Origin of the sequence: Streptomyces toxytricini, assembly GCF_014649915.1 — a bacterium.
GTDB classification, from domain to species: Bacteria; Actinomycetota; Actinomycetes; order Streptomycetales; family Streptomycetaceae; genus Streptomyces; species Streptomyces toxytricini.
Map to the genome: position 1 here is coordinate 128641 of NZ_BMTY01000007.1, position 21690 is coordinate 150330.

At 73.2% G+C, this 21690-nt stretch carries 19 protein-coding genes; 9 read left to right on the forward strand and 10 right to left on the reverse strand.

What is annotated here, in order from left to right:
* Window positions 1-61: 61 nt before the first annotated feature.
* Together IE170_RS33575 and glgB are read left to right on the forward strand one after the other, a co-directional pair.
* Window positions 62-1564, forward strand: a complete 1503-nt coding sequence (locus IE170_RS33575) for a maltokinase N-terminal cap-like domain-containing protein (protein WP_189809126.1) — start codon at window positions 62-64, stop codon at window positions 1562-1564.
* A complete protein-coding gene (gene glgB, locus IE170_RS10905) occupies window positions 1561-3882 on the forward strand; it encodes a 1,4-alpha-glucan branching enzyme (RefSeq protein ID WP_189809127.1) in 2322 nt (773 codons plus the stop codon). Before IE170_RS33575 ends, glgB begins: the two co-directional genes overlap by 4 nt.
* Here glgB and IE170_RS10910 read toward each other — a convergent pair.
* A complete protein-coding gene (locus tag IE170_RS10910; RefSeq protein ID WP_308428378.1) occupies window positions 3879-4235 on the reverse strand; it encodes a thioredoxin family protein in 357 nt (118 codons plus the stop codon). The genes glgB and IE170_RS10910 overlap by 4 nt on opposite strands.
* Window positions 4236-4278: 43 nt before the next feature.
* Window positions 4279-4671, reverse strand: a complete 393-nt coding sequence (locus IE170_RS10915) for a MerR family transcriptional regulator (protein WP_189809128.1) — start codon at window positions 4669-4671, stop codon at window positions 4279-4281.
* A 337-nt stretch (window positions 4672-5008) separates the two neighbouring features.
* Between IE170_RS10915 and IE170_RS10920 the strand changes: the two genes are divergently transcribed.
* On the forward strand, window positions 5009-5692 hold the full coding sequence (locus IE170_RS10920; protein ID WP_373298974.1) for a helix-turn-helix domain-containing protein: 684 nt from the start codon (window positions 5009-5011) through the stop codon (window positions 5690-5692).
* A gap of 42 nt (window positions 5693-5734) precedes the next feature.
* On the opposite strand, the gene IE170_RS10925 is transcribed toward IE170_RS10920, so the two are convergent.
* Window positions 5735-6760, reverse strand: a complete 1026-nt coding sequence (locus IE170_RS10925; protein ID WP_189809129.1) for an ATP-dependent 6-phosphofructokinase — start codon at window positions 6758-6760, stop codon at window positions 5735-5737.
* 323 nt (window positions 6761-7083) lie between these two features.
* Between IE170_RS10925 and pta the strand changes: the two genes are divergently transcribed.
* The 4 genes from pta to IE170_RS10945 all read left to right on the forward strand — a co-directional run bounded on the left by pta (window position 7084) and on the right by IE170_RS10945 (window position 12471).
* Window positions 7084-9168 carry a phosphate acetyltransferase gene (gene pta, locus IE170_RS10930; RefSeq protein ID WP_189809130.1) on the forward strand — a complete coding sequence of 695 codons (2085 nt, stop codon included), beginning with the start codon at window positions 7084-7086 and terminating at the stop codon, window positions 9166-9168.
* 59 nt (window positions 9169-9227) lie between these two features.
* Entirely contained in the window at window positions 9228-10445 is a 1218-nt protein-coding gene (locus IE170_RS10935; RefSeq protein WP_189809131.1) for an acetate kinase, read from the forward strand.
* Between the two features lie 64 nt (window positions 10446-10509).
* Window positions 10510-11940, forward strand: coding sequence for a pyruvate kinase (gene pyk, locus IE170_RS10940; protein ID WP_189809132.1), 1431 nt, complete (start codon window positions 10510-10512; stop codon window positions 11938-11940).
* A gap of 192 nt (window positions 11941-12132) precedes the next feature.
* Window positions 12133-12471 carry a hypothetical protein gene (locus tag IE170_RS10945; protein ID WP_189809133.1) on the forward strand — a complete coding sequence of 113 codons (339 nt, stop codon included), beginning with the start codon at window positions 12133-12135 and terminating at the stop codon, window positions 12469-12471.
* 62 nt (window positions 12472-12533) lie between these two features.
* Here the strand turns inward: IE170_RS10945 and IE170_RS10950 are convergent, their stop codons facing one another.
* The 4 genes from IE170_RS10950 to IE170_RS10965 form a co-directional block, all read right to left on the reverse strand.
* Window positions 12534-13802: a hypothetical protein gene (locus tag IE170_RS10950; protein ID WP_189809134.1), complete on the reverse strand. Its 1269-nt coding sequence runs from the start codon at window positions 13800-13802 to the stop codon at window positions 12534-12536.
* Window positions 13792-14355: a DUF6114 domain-containing protein gene (locus IE170_RS10955; RefSeq protein ID WP_189809135.1), complete on the reverse strand. Its 564-nt coding sequence runs from the start codon at window positions 14353-14355 to the stop codon at window positions 13792-13794. The genes IE170_RS10950 and IE170_RS10955 overlap by 11 nt, the downstream gene beginning before the upstream one ends.
* 113 nt (window positions 14356-14468) lie before the next feature.
* Window positions 14469-15107, reverse strand: coding sequence for a DUF6230 family protein (locus IE170_RS10960; RefSeq protein WP_189809136.1), 639 nt, complete (start codon window positions 15105-15107; stop codon window positions 14469-14471).
* Between the two features lie 593 nt (window positions 15108-15700).
* Window positions 15701-16699 (reverse strand): tetratricopeptide repeat protein, encoded by a 999-nt coding sequence (locus tag IE170_RS10965; RefSeq protein WP_189809137.1) that lies wholly within the window; start codon window positions 16697-16699, stop codon window positions 15701-15703.
* A gap of 306 nt (window positions 16700-17005) precedes the next feature.
* Between IE170_RS10965 and IE170_RS10970 the strand changes: the two genes are divergently transcribed.
* Entirely contained in the window at window positions 17006-17632 is a 627-nt protein-coding gene (locus IE170_RS10970; RefSeq protein ID WP_189809138.1) for a TetR/AcrR family transcriptional regulator, read from the forward strand.
* A gap of 117 nt (window positions 17633-17749) precedes the next feature.
* Here IE170_RS10970 and icmA read toward each other — a convergent pair whose 3' ends face one another.
* The 3 genes from icmA to IE170_RS10985 all read right to left on the reverse strand — a co-directional run bounded on the left by icmA (window position 17750) and on the right by IE170_RS10985 (window position 20445).
* On the reverse strand, window positions 17750-19450 hold the full coding sequence (gene icmA, locus IE170_RS10975; RefSeq protein ID WP_189809139.1) for a coenzyme B12-dependent isobutyryl-CoA mutase large subunit: 1701 nt from the start codon (window positions 19448-19450) through the stop codon (window positions 17750-17752).
* Between the two features lie 95 nt (window positions 19451-19545).
* Entirely contained in the window at window positions 19546-19878 is a 333-nt protein-coding gene (locus IE170_RS10980; RefSeq protein ID WP_189809140.1) for a DUF3817 domain-containing protein, read from the reverse strand.
* Window positions 19879-19935: 57 nt separating this feature from the next.
* Window positions 19936-20445: a MarR family winged helix-turn-helix transcriptional regulator gene (locus IE170_RS10985; RefSeq protein ID WP_189809141.1), complete on the reverse strand. Its 510-nt coding sequence runs from the start codon at window positions 20443-20445 to the stop codon at window positions 19936-19938.
* Window positions 20446-20640: 195 nt separating this feature from the next.
* On the opposite strand from IE170_RS10985, the gene IE170_RS10990 reads away from it, so the two are divergent.
* Complete coding sequence (locus IE170_RS10990) at window positions 20641-21690, forward strand: glycoside hydrolase family 6 protein (RefSeq protein ID WP_189809142.1); 1050 nt, start codon at window positions 20641-20643, stop codon at window positions 21688-21690.

Genomic DNA, 21690 nt, shown 5'->3' on the forward strand with positions numbered 1-21690 from the left:
CAACGCTCGCCATCCGGGACACTCTGCGCATTCTGTGACGGCCCGGGGAAAGGACGACGCCATGTCGGAGGCAGCATCCGCCCGGAGCCGCCACAGCAGTCCGGCCGCCGTCCCGCTCGGGCCGCTCGAACCCATGCTGCGCGCCTGGCTGCCCCGGCAGCGCTGGTTCGCCGGCAAGGGACGGGCGATCACCCGGCTGCGGCTGGTCTCCGCCGTCGAGCTGCTGCCGCCCGGCAGCACGCCCGGCCTGCTGCACCTGCTCGTCGGCGTCGACTGCGCCGACGGCACCGCCGACTGCTACCAGCTCCTGCTCGGCGTGCGGCCCGCACCGCTGCCGCCCGGCCTCGCCCCCGCCCTCATCGGCCGCGCCGAGCACGGCCCGTACGCCGGCCACGCCGTGTACGAGGGGCTCGGCGACCCGCGGCTCGCCGCACTCCTGCTGGAACGGTTGCGCGCCCCCGGCAGCCACGGGCCGCTGCGCTTCGACCGGGACCCGGACGCCCCCATCCCCGCCGACCCGGCCCCGCGCCCGCTGTCCGGCGAACAGACCAACTCCTCGCTCATCTACGGGGACTCGCACATCCTGAAGGTGTTCCGGCGGGTCTGGCCCGGCACCAACCCCGACCTCGAACTGCCCAGGGCCCTCGCCTCCGCCGGCTGCACCCGGGTCCCCGCCCCCGTGGCCTGGTACGAGGCCGAACTGCCCGCAGGTCCGTCCGGCGGCCCCGGCGGCGGCCGCCGCACGGCCGAGCCGCTGACGCTGGGCGTCCTCCAGCCGTACCTGCGCGGCTCCGAGGACGGCTGGCAGCTCGCGCTGCGCCGGCTCGCCGCGGGCGCAGACTTCACCGCCGAGGCCCACGCCCTGGGCCGGGCCACCGCCGAGGTCCACAGCGCGCTCGCCTCGGCCCTGCCCACCGTCGCCCTCGGCCCCGCGCAGGCCGCCCGGCTCGCCGCCGGCATGACGGCCCGGCTCGCCGCGACCGTCCGCGAAGTGCCCGCCCTCCAGCCCTTCGAGGCCGGGCTGCGCGGCGCGTTCGACGCACTGGCCGCCTCCCGCGGCACCGGCGTGCCCGCCCAGCGCATCCACGGCGACCTCCACCTCGGCCAGACCCTGCGCACCGCCGACGGCAGTTGGGCCCTCATCGACTTCGAGGGCGAGCCCGCCCGCCCGCTCGCCGACCGCCGCCGCCCCGAACCCGCCGTGCGCGACATCGCCGGTATGCTGCGCTCGTTCGACTACGCGGCCCGCTCCCACCGCCCCTTCGCCCCCGCCTGGGCGGACGCCTGCCGGGCCGCGTTCTGCGAGGGCTACGCCCGCACCACCGGCCGCGACCCGCGCGAGGACCCCGTCCTGCTGCGCGCGTACGAGACGGACAAGGCGGTGTACGAGGCCCGCTACGAGTCCCGGCACCGCCCCGACTGGCTGCACGTCCCCATGGCCGCGATCCGCCGGCTCGCCGAGCGGGAGCGCCCCGCCCGCCGCATGCCGCATCCTTCCCCGCCCCCGCCCGGCTCCGCCGCCCCCCACCCCCACCCGAAGCCCCCGAGGAGGCCGCTCGCGTGAGCGCCGCACGACAGCCGTCACCGACCGTCCGCGAGGAAGCCGCAGCACCGCCCGCAGCAGCGGCGGCCCCCGCCCCGCCCGAACCCGCCCGCGCGGCGCGCCCGTCCCGCACCCCCCGGGCCCGCCGCGCCGCCCCCGCACACGGCGTTCTGCAGGCACCCGCGCTCGACGCCGGGGAGCGGGACCGGCTGCTCCAGGGCCGCCACCACGACCCGCACGCGCTGCTCGGCGCCCACGCCCAGCGGGGCGGGGTCGTGTTCCGGGTGCTGCGGCCGTACGCCAAGTCCGTCACCATCGTGGCGAAGGGCCTGCGGGCCGAGCTCCACGACGACGGCGACGGCCTCTTCTCCGGGCTCCTCCCGCTCGGCGAAGTCCCCGACTACCGGCTGCTGGTCGCGTACGACGGCGCCGAGACCGAGGTCCACGACCCCTACCGGTTCCTCCCCGCGCTCGGCGAGTTCGACCTGCACCTGATCGGCGAGGGCCGGCACGAGGAGCTGTGGACGGCGCTCGGCGCCCGCCCCATGGAGCACCAGGGCGTCGCGGGCACCCGCTTCACCGTGTGGGCGCCCAACGCGCAGGGGGTCCGCGTCACCGGCGACTTCTCCTTCTGGGACCCGGTCGCCCAGCCGATGCGCTCCCTCGGGTCGTCCGGGGTGTGGGAGCTGTTCCTGCCCGGCGTCGGCGAGGGCGCCCTGTACAAGTACGACATCGCCCGGCCCGACGGCGGCCACACGCTGCGCGCCGACCCGATGGCGCAGCACGCGGAGGTCCCGCCGGCCACCGCCTCGGTCGTCACCGCCTCCCGCCACGTCTGGGGCGACGCGGAGTGGATGGCCTCGCGCGGGCGGCGCCCGGTGCACCGGGCCCCGTTCTCGGTGTACGAGGTGCACCTGCCGTCGTGGCGGCCGGGGCTGTCGTACCGGGAGCTGGCCGAGCAGCTCCCGCCGTACGTGAAGGAGCTGGGCTTCACGCACGTGGAGCTGATGCCGGTCGCCGAGCACCCCTTCGGCGGCTCGTGGGGCTACCAGGTGACCGGCTACTACGCGCCGACCTCGCGGATGGGCGGCCCGGACGACTTCCGGGCGCTGGTGGACGCGCTGCACCGGGCGGGGATCGGGGTGATCCTCGACTGGGTGCCGGCGCACTTCCCGCGCGACGAGTGGGCGCTCGCCGCGTTCGACGGGCGGCCGCTGTACGAGCACCAGGACCCGCGGCGGGCGGAGCACCCGGACTGGGGGACCCTGGAGTTCGACTACGGGCGCAAGGAGGTCCGCAACTTCCTCGTCGCCAACGCGGTGTACTGGTGCCAGGAGTTCCACGTCGACGGGCTGCGGGTCGACGCGGTCGCGTCGATGCTGTACCTGGACTACTCGCGCGGCGAGGGCGAGTGGGCCCCGAACGAGCACGGCGGGCGGGAGAACTGGGACGCCGTCGCGATGCTCCAGGAGATGAACGCGACGGTGTACCGGCGCTGCCCGGGGGTCGTGACGATCGCGGAGGAGTCCACCGCCTGGGACGGGGTGACCCGGCCCACCGACTCCGGCGGCCTCGGCTTCGGCCTGAAGTGGAACATGGGCTGGATGCACGACACGCTGCGGTACGTCTCGAAGGAGCCGGTGCACCGCAAGTACCACCACCACGACATGACCTTCGGGATGGTGTACGCGTACAGCGAGAACTACGTGCTGCCCATCTCGCACGACGAGGTGGTGCACGGCAAGCAGGCGCTGGTGTCGAAGATGCCCGGCGACTGGTGGCAGCAGCGGGCCGGGCACCGGGCCTACCTCGGCTACATGTGGGCGCACCCGGGCAAGCAGCTGCTGTTCATGGGGCAGGAGTTCGCCCAGGGCGCCGAGTGGTCGGAGGCGCACGGCCCGGACTGGTGGCTGCTGGACCCGGCGTACTCGGCGGCCGGGGACCACCAGGGCGTGCGGGCGCTGGTGCGCGACCTGAACCGGGAGTACGCCGCGGCGCCCGCGCTGTGGGAGCGGGACAGCGTCCCGGAGGGCTTCGCGTGGGTGGAGGCGGACGCCGCGGACGACAACGTCTTCGCGTTCCTGCGGTACGCGCACGACGGCTCGCCGCTGCTGTGCGTGTCGAACTTCTCGCCGGTGGTGCGGCACGGCTACCGGCTCGGCGTCCCCGAGGAGGTGCCGGCCTGGCGGGAGGTCCTCAACACGGACCTGCCGGAGTACGGGGGCAGCGGCCTGCGCCACGCGGAGCCGCTGCTGCCCGAGCGGGTGCCGGCGCAGGGCCGCCCGGCGAGCCTGCTCCTGACCCTCCCGCCCCTCGCGACGGTCTGGTTCCGTCCTTAGGCCGTCGCCGCCGCCTGCTCCAGGACGCCGCCGAGCTCCTGGAGCAGGCGGCGCTTGGCGCGGGCGCCGACGATCTGCAGGACGGGCTCTCCGGCGCGGAAGACCAGCATGGTCGGCGCGGACAGCACCCCGTACCGGACGACGGTGGAGGGGTTGCGGTCCGTGTCGATCTGCACGACCTTCAGCCTGTGGCCCTCTTCGGCGGCGAGGGCGGACAGCACGGGCGCGAGTTGGCGGCACGGGCCGCACCAGTCGGCCGTGAACTCCACCAGGACGGGGCGTTCGCGCTCGGCCACCACCTCCGTCTCGAAGTTCGCGTCCGTCACCTGCGCCACACCTGCGGCTCGTGTCACCGCGGTCTCCTTCCTCTTCGTCGTCGTCCTCGTCCGCACCGGGTCAGGGCGTGCTCTCGCAGCGCGGTACGGCCTCCGGGCCCGCGGCGCGCTCGGCGTCGGCGAGCTGCCGGGCCACCTGGTCGCGTACGTCGGCCAGCCGTCCGATGAGGCCGTCGAGCTCGGCGAGCTTGCGCCGGTAGACGGCCAGGGAGGCCGGGCAGGCGTCGCCGGCCGGGTGGCCGGCGCGCAGGCACTCGACGAACGGGCGGGTCTCCTCCAGTTCGAAGCCGAAGTCCTGGAGGGTGCGGATCTGGCGCAGCAGCCGCAGGTCGTCCTCGTCGTACGTGCGGTAGCCGTTGGGAGCCCTCGTGGAGGAGAGGAGTCCGCGCGACTCGTAGTACCGCAGGGTCCGTGTGCTGGTGCCGGCCAGTTCCGCCAGTTCGCCGATGCGCATGGCCCGACGCTATTCCCTGACGCGGGCGTCAAGGCAAGGAGCGCGCGGAGGGCGGTGCGGGGGCCCTCGCCACCCCCGTCGGCGAGGGCCCCGTAGGGATCACGCACGGGAGGGGCGTGCGGTTCGCGGCGGGGTGCGGGGGATCCGTGAAGATCAGGAGGAGGACGCTCCGGTCGGCTGGCCGGAACCTTACGCTGGAGTTCGACCGCAAAGGCGCGTCCGATTACCGGACAGTCGCCTGAAATCCGGACCAAACACCCGAACTTCATAGGACTTTCCTACGAGTTGTTGGCTTGTTTGAACAGTCTGTAGTCGCCAGGGCCCGGCCGCTCCTACCGTGTGCCCTGTGCAATCCAGCCCACCCTTCAATGCCCCCGCCGCGCGGCGCCTGCGCGCGGCCCTGGGCATGGCGCCCGGCCACGTCTCCTACGGCCTGCGCGCCCAGTACGGATTGATCGTCGAGCCGGAGACGGTGATGGCCTGGGAGCGCGGCGAGCTCACCCCGACGGCCGCCGAGCTCACGGCCCTGGCCGGCGTGCTGTGGTGCTCGCCCGGCGAGCTGCTGGCCGAGCCGGTGACCCTGCGGGAGCACCGGATGGCCCGCGGCATGTCCCCGGACGAGCTGGCCCGGCGGATCGGGCTCGACACGGGCTCGTACCAGAAGATGGAGGACGCCGGCCGCTGGAAGGGCAACGAGCGGCAGTCGGTGGCCCTGGCCCAGGTCCTCGGTCTGACGCTGGCCCAGTTCATCACCGCGACCGGCAAGCAGGAGGAGCTGGCGGAGATCCTGCGCAGCGCGGTCACCACGCGCTGGCAGGCCTACGCCAAGCCGCTGGCCAAGCTGCTGCCGGTGCCGCGGGAGCACCTGGAGCCCGTACTGGAGCGGCTGCACGCCGACTACCAGTCCGCCATGGTGGCCACCCTCGGGTGGGGCGGCGCCGGCGGGGCGGGCGACGGCGGGCGGGAGTTCCTCGCCGGCATCGTGGAGCGCTTCTGGGCGTACGCGTCCGGTACGCGGTGAACCGCCGGCCCGGCGGGAGCGGGGGCCGGCCGACGGCCCGCGTCAGAAGACGGACTCGGCCTCGAACATGCGGTGCTCGGGGACGGTCTTCAGCTCCATGACGGCCGAGGCGAGCGGGGCCATCACGATCTCCGTGCCGCGCAGGGCGGTCATGTTGCCGAAGTCGCCGCGGTGGACGGCCTCCACGGCGTGCCAGCCGAATCGGGTGGCCAGCACGCGGTCGTACGCGGTGGGGACGCCGCCGCGCTGGACGTGGCCGAGGATGACCGGGCGGGCCTCCTTGCCCAGGCGGTGCTCCAGCTCGACGGCGAGCCGGTTGCCGATGCCGGCGAAGCGCTCGTGGCCGTACTGGTCGATCTCGCCGCGCTCGTACGGCATGGAGCCGGGGGCCGGGTGGGCGCCCTCGGCGACGCAGACGACGGCGAACTTCTTGCCCCGGGAGAAGCGCTCCTCCACCATCTTCACCAGGTCGTCGACCTGGAAGGGGCGCTCGGGCAGGCAGATGCCGTGCGCGCCGCCGGCCATGCCCGACTCCAGGGCGATCCAGCCGGCGTGCCGGCCCATGACCTCGACGACCATCACGCGCTGGTGGGACTCGGCGGTGGTCTTGAGACGGTCTATGGCCTCGGTGGCGACGGTGACGGCGGTGTCGAAGCCGAAGGTGCGGTCCGTGGCGGAGATGTCGTTGTCGATGGTCTTCGGGACGCCGACGACCGGCATCCCGGCGTCGGCCAGCATCCGGGAGGCGGTCAGGGTGCCCTCGCCGCCGATCGGGATCAGCGCGTCGAGGCCGTACCGGCGGGCCAGCTCGTTGGCGTTCTCGGCGGCCTCGTGCAGGCGGGCGCGCTCCATGCGGGCCGAGCCGAGGATGGTGCCGCCGCGGGCGAGGATGCCGCTGACGGCATTGATGTCGAGGGGGCGGTAGTGGCCGTCCAGCAGGCCCTTGAAGCCGTCCTCGAAGCCGATGACCTCGTCCCCGTGCCCCACCAGGGCACGGTGGACGACCGACCGGATGACGGCGTTCAGGCCGGGGCAGTCGCCTCCCGCTGTGAGGACTCCGATGCGCATCGCCTTGTCTCTCCTGCTCCTGGTCGTCTGCTCCTGGTCGTCCCCGGCCGTGCGTCGCGTACGGGCGGACGGCCGTGCCCCTGGAGGGCGTCATCGTGCGGCTTGTCCGATTGTTCCACGCGGGCAGGGCCGGGCGCGTGCTGCGCGGCCGCGGCCCGCGGGGCCTGCGGGCGCCGCCCCGACACCCCTTCCCAGGCAGCGCCCTATCCATCCGCAGGGGTATTGTCAAGAGGGCAAGCCCACCCTATCGGGGGAATTCGACGCGTATATCCGCAGGCGGCTGCCACAGCCCTGCCGCGGCGCATGAAGGACGGAGAGCACGCGTGACGCGCAGCGTGTACGTGACCGGTATCGACCGGGGCGACGGCCGCCAGGTCGTCGAGCTGGGGATCATGGAACTGCTGACGCGGCAGACGGCGCGGGTCGGCGTCTACCGGCCGCTCCTGCACGACGCGCCGGACCGGCTCTTCGAACTGCTCCGGTCCCGCTACCGGATCGACCAGGACGCCTCGACCGCGTACGGCATGGAGTACCGCGAGGCCTCCGCCGTCCTGGCCGAGAAGGGCACCGACGAGCTGGTCTCCCGGCTCGTCGACCGCTTCCACCGGGCGGCCCGGGACTACGAGGTGATGCTCGTCCTCGGCACCGACTACGCCGAGACCAACCTCCCCGACGAACTGGCCCTCAACGCCCGCCTCGCCAACGAGCTCGGCGCGGTCGTCGTGCCCGTCGTCGGCGGCACCCGCCGCGCCGCCGACGAGGTGCGCGCCGAGGCCCGCAACGCCCACCGGGCGTACGAGAGCCTCGGCTGCGAGGTCGTTGCGATGGTGGTCAACCGGGTGGCCGCGGAGGACCGGGACGCCATCGCCGAGCGGCTGGCCGCCCGCCTGCCCGTGCCCTGCTACGTCCTGCCCGACGACAAGTCGCTGGCCGCGCCGACGGTCGCCCAGATCACCCGGGCGCTCGGCGGCGAGGTGCTCCTCGGCGACGACGCCGGGCTGGCCCGCGACGCGCTCGACTTCGTCTTCGGCGGGGCGATGCTGCCGAACTTCCTCGGCGCCCTGACGCCCGGCTGCCTCGTCGTCACGCCCGGCGACCGCTCCGACCTGGTCGTCGGCGCGCTCGCCGCGCACGCATCCGGCACCCCGCCGATCGCCGGCGTCCTGCTCACCCTGAACGAGCGGCCCGGCCCGGACGTCCTCGCCCTCGCCTCGAAGCTCGCGCCGGGCACGCCGGTGGTGTCGGTGGCCGGCAACAGCTTCCCGACCGCCGCCGAGCTGTTCGCGCTGCAGAGCCGGCTGAACTCCGCGACCCCGCGCAAGCTGGAGACCGCGCTCGGCCTGTTCGAACGGCACGTGGACACCGCCGAGCTGCGCGGACTGCTGTCGGTGGCCCGCTCCGAGCGCGTCACCCCGATGATGTTCGAGCACGAGCTGCTGGAGCGGGCGCGCGCCGGCCGCCGCCGCGTCGTGCTGCCGGAGGGCACCGAGGAGCGCGTCCTGCGCGCCGCCGACGTGCTGCTGCGCCGCGGGGTGTGCGACCTGACCCTGCTGGGCGAGGAGCAGGCGATCCTGAAGCGGGCCGCCGACCTCGGCGTCGACATCTCGGGGGCGCAGCTCATCGACCCGGCCGCCTCCCCGCTGCGGGAGCGCTTCGCCGAGTTCTACGCGCAGGCCCGCGCCCACAAGGGCATGACGGTCGAGCTCGCGGCCGACGTGGTGACGGACGCCAACTACTTCGGCACGCTGATGGTCCAGCAGGGGCTGGCCGACGGCATGGTGTCGGGGTCGGTGCACTCGACCGCCGCGACCATCCGCCCCGCCTTCGAGATCATCAAGACGAAGCCGGAGGCGGCGATCGTCTCCTCGGTCTTCTTCATGTGCCTGGCCGACCAGGTGCTGGTGTACGGCGACTGCGCGGTCAACCCGGACCCGGACGCCGAGCAGCTCGCCGACATCGCCATCCAGTCCGCGGCGACCGCGGCGGCCTTCGGCGTCGAGCCGCGGATCGCGATGCTCTCGTACTCGACGGGCACCTCCGGCAGCGGCGCGGACGTCGACAAGGTCCGCAAGGCCACCGAGATCGTCCGGGCCCGGCGCCCCGACCTCGCCGTCGAGGGGCCGATCCAGTACGACGCCGCCGTCGAGCCGTCGGTCGCCGCGACGAAGCTGCCCGGGTCGGAGGTCGCCGGCCGGGCGACCGTGCTGATCTTCCCGGACCTCAACACGGGCAACAACACGTACAAGGCCGTGCAGCGCTCCGCGGGCGCCGTCGCGGTCGGCCCGGTCCTCCAGGGCCTGCGCAAGCCGGTGAACGACCTCTCGCGGGGCGCACTCGTCCAGGACATCGTCACGACCGTCGCGATCACCGCCATCCAGGCGCAGGGGTCGGCGGTGCCGACGGCCTGACGCACGCCCGCTCCCCCGCCCCCGCCCGCTGCTCCCCCCTTCGAAGGAAAGCTCCCCACGTGACCACCGCATCCCGCGTCCTCGTCCTCAACTCCGGCTCCTCGTCGGTGAAGTACCAGCTGCTCGACATGGCCGGCCCGACCCGGCTCGCCGCCGGCCTCGTGGAGCGGATCGGGGAGGGGTCCTCGCGGCTGGTCCACGAGCCGCTGGCCGGCCCGGCCGCCGAGGGCGGCAGGCGCGAGCGGACCGGGGCGATCGGCAACCACCGGGAGGCGCTGGAGGCGGTCGCCGCGGAGCTCGCGGCCGACGGGACGGGCCTGGACTCCCCCGAGCTGGCGGCCGTCGGTCACCGCGTGGTGCACGGCGGGACCCGCTTCACCGCGCCGACCGTGATCGACGACGAGGTGCTGGCGGAGATCCGCAGCCTGATCCCGCTGGCCCCGCTGCACAACCCGGCGAACGTCACGGGCATCGAGGTGGCGCGCGCCCTGCGGGCGGACGTCCCGCAGGTGGCGGTCTTCGACACGGCGTTCCACGCGACCATGCCGGAGCACGCGGCCCGCTACGCGATCGACGCGGCGACGGCCGACAAGTACGCGGTCCGCCGGTACGGCTTCCACGGCACCTCGCACGCGTACGTGTCGCGGGCGGCGGCCGAGCTGCTGGGGCGGCCGGTCGAGGACGTCAACGTGATCGTGCTGCACCTGGGCAACGGCGCCTCGGCGTCGGCGGTGCGCGGCGGGGTGTGCGTGGAGACGTCGATGGGCCTGACGCCGCTGGAGGGCCTGGTGATGGGCACCCGTTCGGGCGATGTGGACCCGGCGGTGGTCTTCCACCTGGCGCGGGTGGGGGGCCTCTCGGTCGACGAGATCGACTCGCTCCTGAACAAGAAGAGCGGTCTGCTGGGGCTGTGCGGCGACAACGACATGCGGGAGGTGCTGCGGCGGGCCGGCGACGGCGACGAGTCGGCGCGGCTCGCGTTCGCGGCGTACGTCCACCGCCTGAAGAAGTACGTCGGCGCGTACCTCGCGGTGCTCGGCCGGGTGGACGCGCTCGTGTTCACGGCCGGGGTCGGCGAGAACGCCCACCAGGTGCGCGAGGCCGTGGTGGACGGCCTGGCGGAGCTGGGCCTGGCCGTGGACCCGGAGGCGAACGCGGCCCGCTCGCCGGAGCCGCGGGTGGTGTCACCGGCGGGCTCCCGGGTGGCGGTGGCCGTGGTCCCGACGGACGAGGAGCTCGAAATCGCGAGGCAGGCGTACGCGCTGGTAGCTCGGTAGCGTGTCTTGGACCTTCCACCAGACGGAATATTCCGCTGCGAAACAAACCGATAGGATCCGCTCCATGCGCCGTTCCAAAATCGTCTGCACGCTGGGCCCCGCCGTCGACTCCTATGAGCAGCTGAAAGCGCTCATGGAGGCCGGTATGAACGTGGCCCGTTTCAACTTCAGCCACGGGACCCAGGCAGAGCACCAGGAGCGGTACGACCGCGTCCGCAAGGTGTCCGAGGACACCGGGCGGGCGGTCGGCGTCCTCGCCGACCTGCAGGGCCCCAAGATCCGTCTGGAGACCTTCGCCGAGGGCCCGGTCGAGCTGGTGCGCGGTGACGAGTTCACCATCACCACCGAGGACGTCCCGGGCGACAAGAGCGTCTGCGGCACCACGTACAAGGGGCTGCCGGGCGACGTCGCCAAGGGCGACCAGATCCTGATCAACGACGGCAACGTCGAGCTGCGGGTGATCGAGGTCGACGGGCCGCGGGTGCGGACCATCGTCATCGAGGGCGGCGTGATCTCCGACCACAAGGGCATCAACCTGCCGGGCGCCGCCGTGAACGTCCCCGCCCTGTCGGAGAAGGACGTCGACGACCTGCGCTTCGCGCTGCGGATGGGCTGCGACATGGTCGCCCTGTCCTTCGTCCGCGACGCCAACGACGTCAAGGACGTCCACCGCGTGATGGACGAGGAGGGCCGCCGGGTCCCCGTCATCGCCAAGGTGGAGAAGCCGCAGGCCGTGGAGAACATGGAGGCCGTCGTCGCGGCCTTCGACGCGGTCATGGTGGCCCGCGGCGACCTGGCGGTCGAGTACCCCCTCGAAAAGGTCCCGATGGTCCAGAAGCGGCTCATCGAGATGTGCCGCCGCAACGCCAAGCCGGTGATCGTCGCGACCCAGATGATGGAGTCGATGATCACCAACTCGCGCCCGACCCGCGCCGAGGCCTCCGACGTGGCCAACGCGATCCTCGACGGCGCCGACGCGGTCATGCTGTCGGCGGAGTCCTCGGTGGGCGCGTACCCGATCGAGACCGTCAAGACGATGTCGAAGATCGTCGCGGCGGCCGAGGAGGAGCTCCTGTCCAAGGGCCTGCAGCCGCTGGTCCCGGGCAAGAAGCCCCGTACGCAGGGCGGCTCGGTAGCCCGCGCGGCCTGCGAGATCGCCGACTTCCTCGACGGGAAGGCGCTGGTCGCCTTCACCCAGTCCGGCGACACGGCCCGCCGCCTCTCGCGCTACCGCGCGGCCCAGCCGATCGTCGCGTTCACCACGGACGTCAACACCCGCAACCAGCTCACGCTGAGCTGGGGCGTCGACTCGTACGTCGTCCCGCACGTGGACACCACCGACGCCATGGTCGACCTGGTGGACTCCGAGATGGTCAAGCTCAGCCGCTACAACGCCGGCGACACGATGATCATCACGGCGGGCTCCCCGCCCGGCGTCCCCGGCACGACGAACATGGTCCGCGTCCACCACCTGGGCGGCCCGAACCTGGCCTGACGCGCACAGCCCGGAGGGCGGCGCCCCGAAAACCCCTGCGGGGTCGGGGCGCCGCCCTCGGTGCTTGTCAGGCTGCTCAGCCGAGCTCGACGCGGACGGTGAATCCCCTCTTCGACGAGCTCCCCTTGTGTCATCGTCGCCATGAGCGCCAAGGCCGACAAGACGGCCGCCATCAGGAACTCCGGGGGATCCATGGCTGACAATCCATTGCACGTCGTTGAGACGGACCGGTTCTCGATCACATACATCCTCGGCCTCGACGACGATGCCGACACCGTCGAGAACACCGATGCGATCGTCACCGCTCCCGACGGCACGTGCTGGACTGCCACGCTGCTGACGCACCGCGAGGTCGCCAGGGTCATGGACCGCTGGTCGACCACCGGAGAATGCGCCGACGGCTCGTACTTCCAGGTCCGGGATCTGGTGATTGTCCGCGAGCCCGGGGTGGACTCCATGACCAGGGCGCTGGTGGACATCTTCGACGAGTACGGGATGGACACCGACGTCCTGCCGAAGTTCATCGACTGAGCCCTGAAAAGCGCGGCCGAGGCCCGCTCCTGCGGGAGGAGCGGGCCTCACCCGTGTGCGGGCTATCCCTCCGGCGGGCCCATGTAGTTCTTCAGGCCCGGGACGGTCAGGGTGCCGCCGAACTGGCCCGCCTGGACGACCTTGACGTTCGTGAAGAACGCGAAGGGGACGTTCAGGGGCGGCGGGCTGTCCGGGGAGAACTCGATCGGGATGATCCCGAACAGGTTGCCCTTGAGGCTCTCCGTGTACATCGTCACCTCGGCGCCGCGGATCTTCGACGTGGAGCCGGGGCGGGACTTGAGGTGGGCGATGTTCGCGCCCTTGCCGACGGTCTGGTACAGGTCCTTGATGTCCAGCGAGTCCGCGGTGAACTTCAGGACCTTCTTGGTCTTCCCGCTCGCCGTCTTCACCTCGACGATGCCCTGGTAGTCCAGGCCGTAGAGGGTCAGCAGCGAGCTGTCGAGGTACCAGGGCTCGTCCGGCAGGAGCGGGATCCCCGGCTCCAGCTTCGCGTTGGCCAGGGCCTCCGCGTCGTGGGTCGGGCACGGGAAGGGCTGCTTGCCGTCCGGGTCGGCCGACGCGTCCGGCTTCGCGCCGTCCTCGTCGTCCTCCCCGTCCTTCTTCGCGCCCGTCTCGTCCTTCGGCTTGGTGGCGGTGTCCTTGACGTCCTGCGGCAGCTCCGTGACGCCGGCGCCGACCTTCTTCGCCGCCTCGCGGATGGCGTCGGCCGCGGGGTCCGGGGCCGGCTTCGCCGGGGTCGTCGGGGCCGGGGCGGACGGGGTCGGGGCCGTGGGCGTCGGGGTTGCCGACGGCTGCGGGCGCAGGGAGCCGAAGAGGTCCTTGACCTTGCCGCCGATGTCCAGGGGGTCCAGCGGGTTCACCGTGGCGGACGGGGACGCCGACGGGGCGGGTGCGGCCGGCGGGGTCGTGGCCGTCTTCGCGGACCGCGGGTCGGCGGACGGCTTGGCGGCGGACGGCTTGGGCGCCGGCGGGGTGGGGCCGGGCTTGGGGGCGGCGGAGGAGCCGGGGGACGCGCTCGGCTCGGGGCTCTTCGACGGGCTCGGGGAGGCCGACTCCGCGGGTTCGTCGGACCGCGTCACGCACGGGCCGGGGGCGAAGGGGATCTCCTTGTCGTCGGCCACCGCCAGCTTGGGGGCGATGCCCATCCCGACGAACACGGCCGTCGGCATGGCCGCCAGGGCCATGGTCTTGCCGACGGGTATCTGGATCTTGTTCAGCAGCGACTTGCGGGGCGCGGCGTGCCGCGGCCCCCTTCTCTCACGGGACTCTTCGCTCGGGACCGTGCCCCGCTGCGTCTCGTCACCCCGCACTGTTCCTCCCGCCGTCGGCGTGGGCAGTGGTCTCGGTCGCGTACGCCGTTTCCATTCCGTACGGGGCGGGGACGCCCTGCGGCCCGATCTGCGGGGCTTCGGCCCCGCCCGCGGCACCCGCCGCGCCGGCCGCCTCGTCCCCGGGGGTCCCCGGCGCCCAGGACAGTGCCAGCGCGCCGCCGACCATCGCGAAGATGAAGCCGATGAAGAAGCCGCCGAGGTTGGAGACCGGCAGCGACACCAGCGCCAGCAGGATCGCGGCGACGCCGGCGAAGACGCGGACTCCCTGCTGGAACCACAGGGTCAGGCCGAGCGTGACGAGCAGGACGCCGATGATCAGCGAGCCCGAGCCGGTCGTCGTCGCCATTGCGATGGTGACGTTGCCGAGCCGCATGTCCGCGTAGGGGAAGTAGACGATCGGAATACCGCCGAGGAGCGTGAACAGCCCGGCCCAGAAGGGTCGGCGACCGCTCCAGGCGTGGAAGCGGTAGTACACCGCGGTGAGCCAAGCGTCGTCGGCGGCGCGTTCGTAGACCGGGGCCTGGGGGGTCATGGACAACAGCTCCCTGGAAACGGTGGTACGGAGAACTCTGTGGAGCCCCGACGGGCGGACGGCCGCGGCTCGCGCCGCCGCCGACCGCCCTGCCGGTCACACTCCGGGACGGGTTACTTCTCGTCCTGGTAGCACGGCTGGTCGCCGCCCATGAGGCGCAGCTTCAGGTCGGGCAGCTTGAAGGTGCCCGCCGTCGTCGCCCACGCCTTCTGGCGGACCTTCGTCAGGACCGCCTTGTCGGCGCGCTGCGAGAACGCGTACTTGTTGGTGACCGTGCCGGCCTGCGGCTTGGTCTTGTGGCTCTCGTCGCCGACCGCGACGCCGATGTCGAGGTTCGTGAACTCGGCGTCGGTGTCGAGCTCCGCGACGTCCAGGTAGATGTTGTCCGCGACGGCCGGCTTGCCCTTGTGGCCGGTGCGGAGCTGCAGCGTGACGTTGCCCAGCGGGGTCGGGGTGACCAGCGACTGGCACATGTTGGTGATCTCGGCGTGGCTGAACCCGGAGATGGTGACCGGGTGGTGCGCCGGGTTGCCCTTGAGGTCGTGCCCCTCGGCGATACCGCCGTACTGGATCAGATTGTCACCGTCGAGCTTGTCGGCGGTGACCTTGAAGTCCTGGCCGGAGACGGCGAAGGACGCCGCGAGGGCGCCCTGCGACAGACCCACGCCGACCGCGGCGGTCGCCGCGATGCTCGGCACCATGACGAGCGCGAAGCGCTTCCATCTGGTCCCGCCACGAACCTGAGAACTCATTTCGTTCCTCCTTCTCGGACGTACATCTCCGGTCCGGGCAGCGCCCGACCTGGGATGGGAGAAGTGCTACGTCCTCGGGAAGGAGCGCAGGCGGCCGTACCGCGGCCGTACCGCGTCCGATGCACCGGCGTTCACCCCCGAGCGACAACCACTGGCCGCGCGTTCGACACGACCTGGAGGACAGGCTCCGCCGGGTGCGGCGAAGACCCCCCTGTCCCGCGGACGGTGCCGCTGCACCGGCCGGCCCGGTGGGGACCCTGGCCCGCGGCGCCGCGTGCGGCTCTGCGGGAAGGACCGAGCGTCGCCGATCGTGGTCCATTCCCGGCCGGGGCACAAGGGGGTTCGTTACTGGCGGGTAACGGCGAGATAACCGGGGTTTGGCGCGGCGCTGTCGGGTGGCGACACAGGGTGCCACCCGTGGCCCCGGCAGATCGGGGGATTCCCGAACACTCCGGACAGTTCACGGGGGGAGGCTTACTGCGAGTAACAGCGGCCGCGTTTGCCAAGTTTTGGCAAAGCGCGGCCGTTGTTTGTCTCCGTGTCAACAAATCCCCGGCCGGTCCGCCACGGCGCGGCCGGGGGGCGCGGGCAGGCTAGAACAGCACCCGCGCGAGGGCCGCGCGCGCCTGCCCCACCCGGGGGTCGTCCGCGCCGATGACCTCGAACAGCTCCAGCAGCCGGACCCGTACGGCGTCCCGGTCGGCGCCGGCGGTGACGCGCACGGTGTCGACGAGGCGGCCGAAGGCGTCCTCGACGTGCCCGCCGACGAGGTCGAGGTCCGCCGCCGCGATCTGGGCCTGCGGGTCGGCCGGATTCTCGGCGGCGGCGCGGCGCACCGCCTGCGGGTCGGCGCCCTGGACGCGGGCGAGGAGCTCGGCCTGCGCGAGGCCCAGCCGGGCCTCGGTGTTGGCCGGGTCGTCGGAGAGGACGTTCTTGTACGCCTGGATCGCGCCGGGCAGGTCGCCCGCGTCGAGGGCGGTGACGGCCGCCTCCAGCAGCGCGTCGTGCGGGCCGGCCGCAGCCGCCGCCGAGGCGGGGCCCGCCGGGGCGCCGCCCTCGGCGGTCGGGTCGACCTGGAGGCCGATGAGGCCGAAGCGCTCCTCGGCGACCTGGACGAGCTGGGCGAGGGTGGCGCGGATCTCCTGCTCGGGCGCGACGCCCTGGAACAGCGGCAGCACCTGCCCGGCGACCACCGCGAACACCGCGGGGATGCCCTGGATGCCGAACTGCTGCATCAGCATCTGGTTGGCGTCGACGTCGACCTTGGCCATGACGAGGCGGCCGTTCGCCTCGACGACGAGGCGCTCCAGCAGCGGGCTGAGCTGCTTGCAGGGCTGGCACCACTCGGCCCAGAAGTCCAGGACGACCGGGACTTCGGAGGAGAGCTGGAGTACGTCGCGCTCGAACCCGGCCTCGTCGACGTCGATCACGAGGGCCGACGGCGGCACCGCGCCCGGGGCGGGGGCGCCGCCCTGCGCGGCCTGCCGGGCCGCTTCGGCGCGCGCCTGCTCGGCCTTCGCCTTGGCCTCGGCGGCCGCCTTCACCGCGGCGAGGTCGACGACGCCGCTCATGGACATGTTTCTGGGCTGCATGCGTACATCCTCCCCCGTGTGCGCGTGCCGACGAAAAACATCGGCCGAATTGCGTTCCCGCCCCGAACGGTCCGGCCGGCGGCGCGGTGTCGTGCGGTCCTGCTGCAGGCCCGCTGCCGGTCCTGCCGTGGTGTGGTGGCGCCGGGTCCCCACCTGGCGCCGGTAGCCCTTCGCGTGGTCGTCGCTCTTACGCTACGAGCCGTAGCGTAACTCCCCGCAGGCCCCGGCGTACCACCGCAGGCCGTGATCTGAAGCACACGATCGGGGGGCCCGGCGGTTCCGCTACTGGCGGGTATGGTCTGCGCCATGCCCAACGAGAGCACGCCGTCCGGTCGCACCGGCCGTCCCCGCAGCGCCGCTGCGGACGCCGCGATCCTCGCCGCGACGCGCGACGCCCTGGTCGAGCTGGGCTGGTCGAAGCTGACGATGGGCGACGTCTCGGCGCGGGCCGGCGTGGCGAAGACCACCCTGTACCGCCGGTGGGCGGGCAAGAACGAACTCGTCGTGGACGCCGTCGCGGAACTCTTCGACTCCCTCGAACTCCCCGACCGGGGCTGCCTGGAGGCGGACGTCGAGGACGTGGTCCTCCAGTTCGCGGCGCTGCTGCGGCGGCCGGAGGCACGTACGGCCCTGATGGCGGTCGTCGCGGAGTCCACCCGGGATCCGGCGCTGCGCGACCGCATCCGCTCGGCCATCGTGGACCGGCAGAAACGTCTCGTCGTACTGGGCCGGCAGCGCGCCCAGGCCCGCGGGGAGCTGCCGCGGGAGCCGGACGATGCCCTGGCGGAACCCACCACCGACCTGATCTTCGACGTGATCGCCGGGACGGTGGTGCACCGCGCCCTGGTCAGCTCCGAGCCGGTCGACGACCTGTGGGCGGCCTCGTTCACGGCACTGCTGATGCACGGCCTCCGGGGCTCGGCCGGCGCCTGACCCCGCCCCGGCCTCGGGGCCGGGGGCCTCGGCAACGGCGCCGGGCCGGCCGCGGCCGCCGCCCGGGGAGGGGGTGCGGACGCGGCCGGCCCGGAGGAAGCCGGCTGCGGCAGGGGCTCAGAAGCCCGGCGGCTCCGTGTAGGTGCCCCACTCGTCGCGCAGGGCGTTGCAGATCTCGCCGAGCGTGGCCTCGGCGCGCACGGCGTCGAGCATGGCCGGGATCATGTTGGAGCCGTCGCGCGCGGCGTCCAGCATCGCCTTCAGCGAGGCGCTGACCTTCGCGTCGTCGCGGCGGGCCTTGCGGTCGGCGAGGACGCGCACCTGCTCGCGCTCGACCTCGTGGCTGACGCGGAGGATCTCCAGGTCGCCGGTGACCGAGCCGTGGTGGACGTTGACGCCGACGACCCGCTTGTCGCCCTTCTCCAGCGCCCGCTGGTAGGCGAAGGCCGACTCGGCGATCTCGCCGGTGAACCAGCCGTCCTCGATGCCGCGCAGGATGCCCGAGGTGATCGGCCCGATCGGGTGCTTGCCGTCCGGGTGGGCGCGCAGGCCGCGCTCCTTGATCTGGTCGAAGATCTTCTCGGCGTCCGCCTCGATGCGGTCGGTGAGCTGCTCCACGTACCAGGAACCGCCGAGCGGGTCCGCCACGTTGGCGACGCCGGTCTCCTCCATCAGCACCTGCTGCGTGCGCAGCGCGATCTCGGCGGCCTGCTCGCTCGGCAGGGCGAGGGTCTCGTCGAGGGCGTTGGTGTGCAGGGAGTTCGTCCCGCCGAGGACGGCGGCGAGGGCCTCGACGGCCGTGCGCACCACGTTGTTGTAGGGCTGCTGCGCCGTCAGGGAGACGCCGGCGGTCTGCGTGTGGAAGCGCAGCCACATCGACTTCTCGTTCTGCGCGCCGTAGACCTCCTTCATCCAGCGGGCCCAGATGCGGCGGGCCGCGCGGAACTTGGCGATCTCCTCGAAGAAGTCGAGGTGGGCGTCGAAGAAGAAGGACAGGCCGGGCGCGAACGTGTCGACGTCCATGCCGCGGGAGAGGCCGAGCTCCACGTACCCGAAGCCGTCCGCCAGGGTGTACGCGAGCTCCTGCGCGGCGGTCGCCCCGGCCTCGCGGATGTGGTAGCCGGAGACGGACAGCGGCTTGTAGGCGGGGATGCCCTTGGCGCAGTACTCCATGAGGTCGCCGATGAGGCGCAGGTGCGGCTCGGGTTCGAAGAGCCACTCCTTCTGGGCGATGTACTCCTTGAAGATGTCCGTCTGGAGCGTGCCGTTGAGGACGGCGGGGTCGACGCCCTGGCGCTCGGCGGCCACGAGGTACATGCAGAAGGCGGGGACGGCGGGGCCCGAGATCGTCATGGACGTCGTCACATCGCCGAGGGGGATGTCCTTGAAGAGGACCTCCATGTCGGCGGCGGAGTCGATGGCGACGCCGCAGTGGCCGACCTCGCCGAGCGAGCGCGGGTCGTCGGAGTCGCGGCCCATGAGGGTCGGCATGTCGAAGGCGACGGAGAGCCCGCCGCCGCCGGCGGCCAGGATCATCTTGTAGCGCTCGTTGGTCTGCTCGGCGTTGCCGAAGCCGGCGAACTGGCGGATGGTCCAGGTCCGGCCGCGGTAGCCGGTGGCGTGCAGGCCGCGGGTGTACGGGTACTCGCCGGGCCAGCCGATGCGCTCGAAGCCCTCGTACGCGTCTCCGGGCCGGGGGCCGTAGACGGGGTCGACGGCATCGCCGGAGAGCGTGGTGAAGTCGGCCTCGCGCTTGCGGGCCTTGTCGTAACGGGCCTGCCAGCGACGGCGGCCCTCCTCGATGGCGTCAGCGTCCATGCTTCGAATTTACTAGGACGTCCTAGTAAATGTCGATGGGAAACCCCGGGGAGTCTCGACTTCCCGGGGTTCGCACCAGCGGCGGAGGGCGGCGGCTACGCCTTCGCGGTGGCCAGGCCGCCGTCGGTGATCAGGGGCTCGACGTCGGCGCGGACCTTGCGCTCGACGAAGAAGGCGGCGCCGGGGATGGTCCCGGAGACCATGACCCACAGCATCCGGCCGAAGGACCACCTGGCCTTGGAGCTCAGGTCCAGCGCGAACGCCAGGTAGATCATGAAGAGGACGCCGTGCGCCTGGGACACGACGAAGGTCAGGTCGGCGCCGGTGTCGAAGCCGTACTTGGCGACCATGCAGCCGCAGAGGATCAACAGCATGACGGCGGTCACGTAGGCCATCACCCGGTACCGGGTCAGCACGCTCTTCTTCATGGCCCCGAGCCTAGCCGCCCGCCCCGGCCGATCCGCCCCGGGGCGGTGTGAGCCCCGCTACGCCTCGCGGAAGTCGGCGGCGGCCACGCGCAGCGGCCTCAGCAGCGCGAAGATCTCCTGGCACTCCTCGGCGTCGTACGTGCCCAGCCCGAAGTCCATCGCCATCAGGTCCTTCGTCGCCGCCTCGACGACCTCGCGGCCCTTCTCCGTGATCGACGCGAGGGTGCCGCGGCCGTCGTTGGGGTTGGGGCGCTTGGCCACCAGGCCGGAGCGCACCAGCCGGTCCACCGTGTTCGTCACCGACGTCGGGTGCACCATCAGGCGCTCGCCGATCTTCGACATCGGCAGCTCGCCGGCCTTGGAGAAGGTGAGCAGCACGAGCGCCTCGTACCGGGCGAAGGTCAGTCCGTACGGCTTCACCACGGCGTCGACCTCGCCGAGCAGGATCTGGTGCGCCCGCATGATCGAGGTGATCGCGGCCATCGCGGGCGCGGGCCCCCAGCGCCGCTGCCAGAGCTCGTCGGCGCGGGCGATGGGATCGAAGGGGAGACTGAGCGGCTTGGACACGCATCCGACCCTACCCGGCGGTCATTTGGCGGCGGGCCCCGTCTCACTCCTCGGTCGTACGTCCCCTTCCGCGGCGGCGGGACCGCCGGGTGAGGGAGGGCTGGGGTGCGGCCGGGCGCGGGGCGGACGGGTGGCGGGGGCGGCGTGGCACCATGGCCCGGTCCGCGAGCCGCCCCTGCGCCCCGAGGAAGCCGGATGCCTGGCCGAAGCCGCCCCCGCAGACCCTTCGCCGCCGCCGTGGGCCTGGCGCTGCTGCTCGCCGCGGCCCCCGCGTGCTCGGCGCCGCAGCCGCGGCCGGAGCCCGCCCCGCCGTCGCCCTCCGCTGACCGGCGGGCGGACGGCGCTGCCGACGCCGCCGCGGGCGGCGGGTCCCCGTACTGGGTGGACCCGGACAGCCACGCGGCCCGGCAGGTCGCCGACTGGGAGGGCCGGGGCCGGGCCGCCGACGCCCAGGTGCTGCGCCGGATCTCGGAGCGGCCGATGGCCCTGTGGGCTGCCGGCGGCGACCCGGCGCCCGCGATCCGCAGGGCTGCCGCCGGCGCCGCGGCCGCGGGCCGGACCCTGGTCCTCGCCGCGTACAACATCCCGCACCGCGACTGCGGCCGGCACTCGGCCGGCGGGGCCCGGGACGCCGCCGCGTACCGGGCCTGGATCGGCAGGTTCGCCGACGCCGTCGGGGCGGCGAAGGCCGTCGTCGTCCTGGAGCCGGACGCCGTCCCGCACGTCGTCGACGGCTGCACCGCGGCCGCCCTGCACGAGGAGCGGTTCGCGCTGCTCTCCGAGGCCGTGGCCCGGCTCAAGCGCAACCCGCACACCAAGGTGTACCTGGACGCCGGGAACCCGGCCTGGCTGCCCGACCCGCAGCGGCTCGTCGAGCCCCTGCGCCGGGCCGGGCTCGGCCGGGCCGACGGGTTCGCGCTGAACGTCGCCAACTTCCAGCCCGCCGAGGCGGCCCGGGCGTACGGCGCGCGGATCTCCGCGGCCACCGGCGGGAAGCACTTCGTCGTCGACACCAGCCGCAACGGGGCGGGCCCGCTGCCGGGCGGCGGGCCCGAGGCCTGGTGCAATCCGCCCGGCCGCGCCCTCGGCACCCCGCCGACCGACCGGACGGGCGACCCGCTCGTGGACGCGTACCTGTGGATCAAGCGGCCCGGCGAGTCGGACGGCACCTGCCGCGGCGGGCCGGCGGCCGGCACCTGGTGGCCCGACTACGCGCTCGGCCTGGCCCGCCGCGCCGTCCAGTGA

Excerpts from the sequence above, each read along its gene's own strand:
- IE170_RS33575 (WP_189809126.1), top strand. The coding sequence starts at position 62 with ATGTCGGAGGCAGCATCCGCCCGGAGCCGCCACAGCAGTCCGGCCGCC.
- IE170_RS10915 (WP_189809128.1), bottom strand. The coding sequence starts at position 4,671 with ATGCGCATCGGCGAACTGGCGGAACTGGCCGGCACCAGCACACGGACC.
- IE170_RS10925 (WP_189809129.1), bottom strand. The coding sequence starts at position 6,760 with ATGCGCATCGGAGTCCTCACAGCGGGAGGCGACTGCCCCGGCCTGAAC.
- pyk (WP_189809132.1), top strand. The coding sequence starts at position 10,510 with ATGCGCCGTTCCAAAATCGTCTGCACGCTGGGCCCCGCCGTCGACTCC.
- IE170_RS10945 (WP_189809133.1), top strand. The coding sequence starts at position 12,133 with ATGGCTGACAATCCATTGCACGTCGTTGAGACGGACCGGTTCTCGATC.
- IE170_RS10955 (WP_189809135.1), bottom strand. The coding sequence starts at position 14,355 with ATGACCCCCCAGGCCCCGGTCTACGAACGCGCCGCCGACGACGCTTGG.
- IE170_RS10960 (WP_189809136.1), bottom strand. The coding sequence starts at position 15,107 with ATGAGTTCTCAGGTTCGTGGCGGGACCAGATGGAAGCGCTTCGCGCTC.
- IE170_RS10965 (WP_189809137.1), bottom strand. The coding sequence starts at position 16,699 with ATGCAGCCCAGAAACATGTCCATGAGCGGCGTCGTCGACCTCGCCGCG.
- IE170_RS10970 (WP_189809138.1), top strand. The coding sequence starts at position 17,006 with ATGCCCAACGAGAGCACGCCGTCCGGTCGCACCGGCCGTCCCCGCAGC.
- icmA (WP_189809139.1), bottom strand. The coding sequence starts at position 19,450 with ATGGACGCTGACGCCATCGAGGAGGGCCGCCGTCGCTGGCAGGCCCGT.
- IE170_RS10980 (WP_189809140.1), bottom strand. The coding sequence starts at position 19,878 with ATGAAGAAGAGCGTGCTGACCCGGTACCGGGTGATGGCCTACGTGACC.
- IE170_RS10990 (WP_189809142.1), top strand. The coding sequence starts at position 20,641 with ATGCCTGGCCGAAGCCGCCCCCGCAGACCCTTCGCCGCCGCCGTGGGC.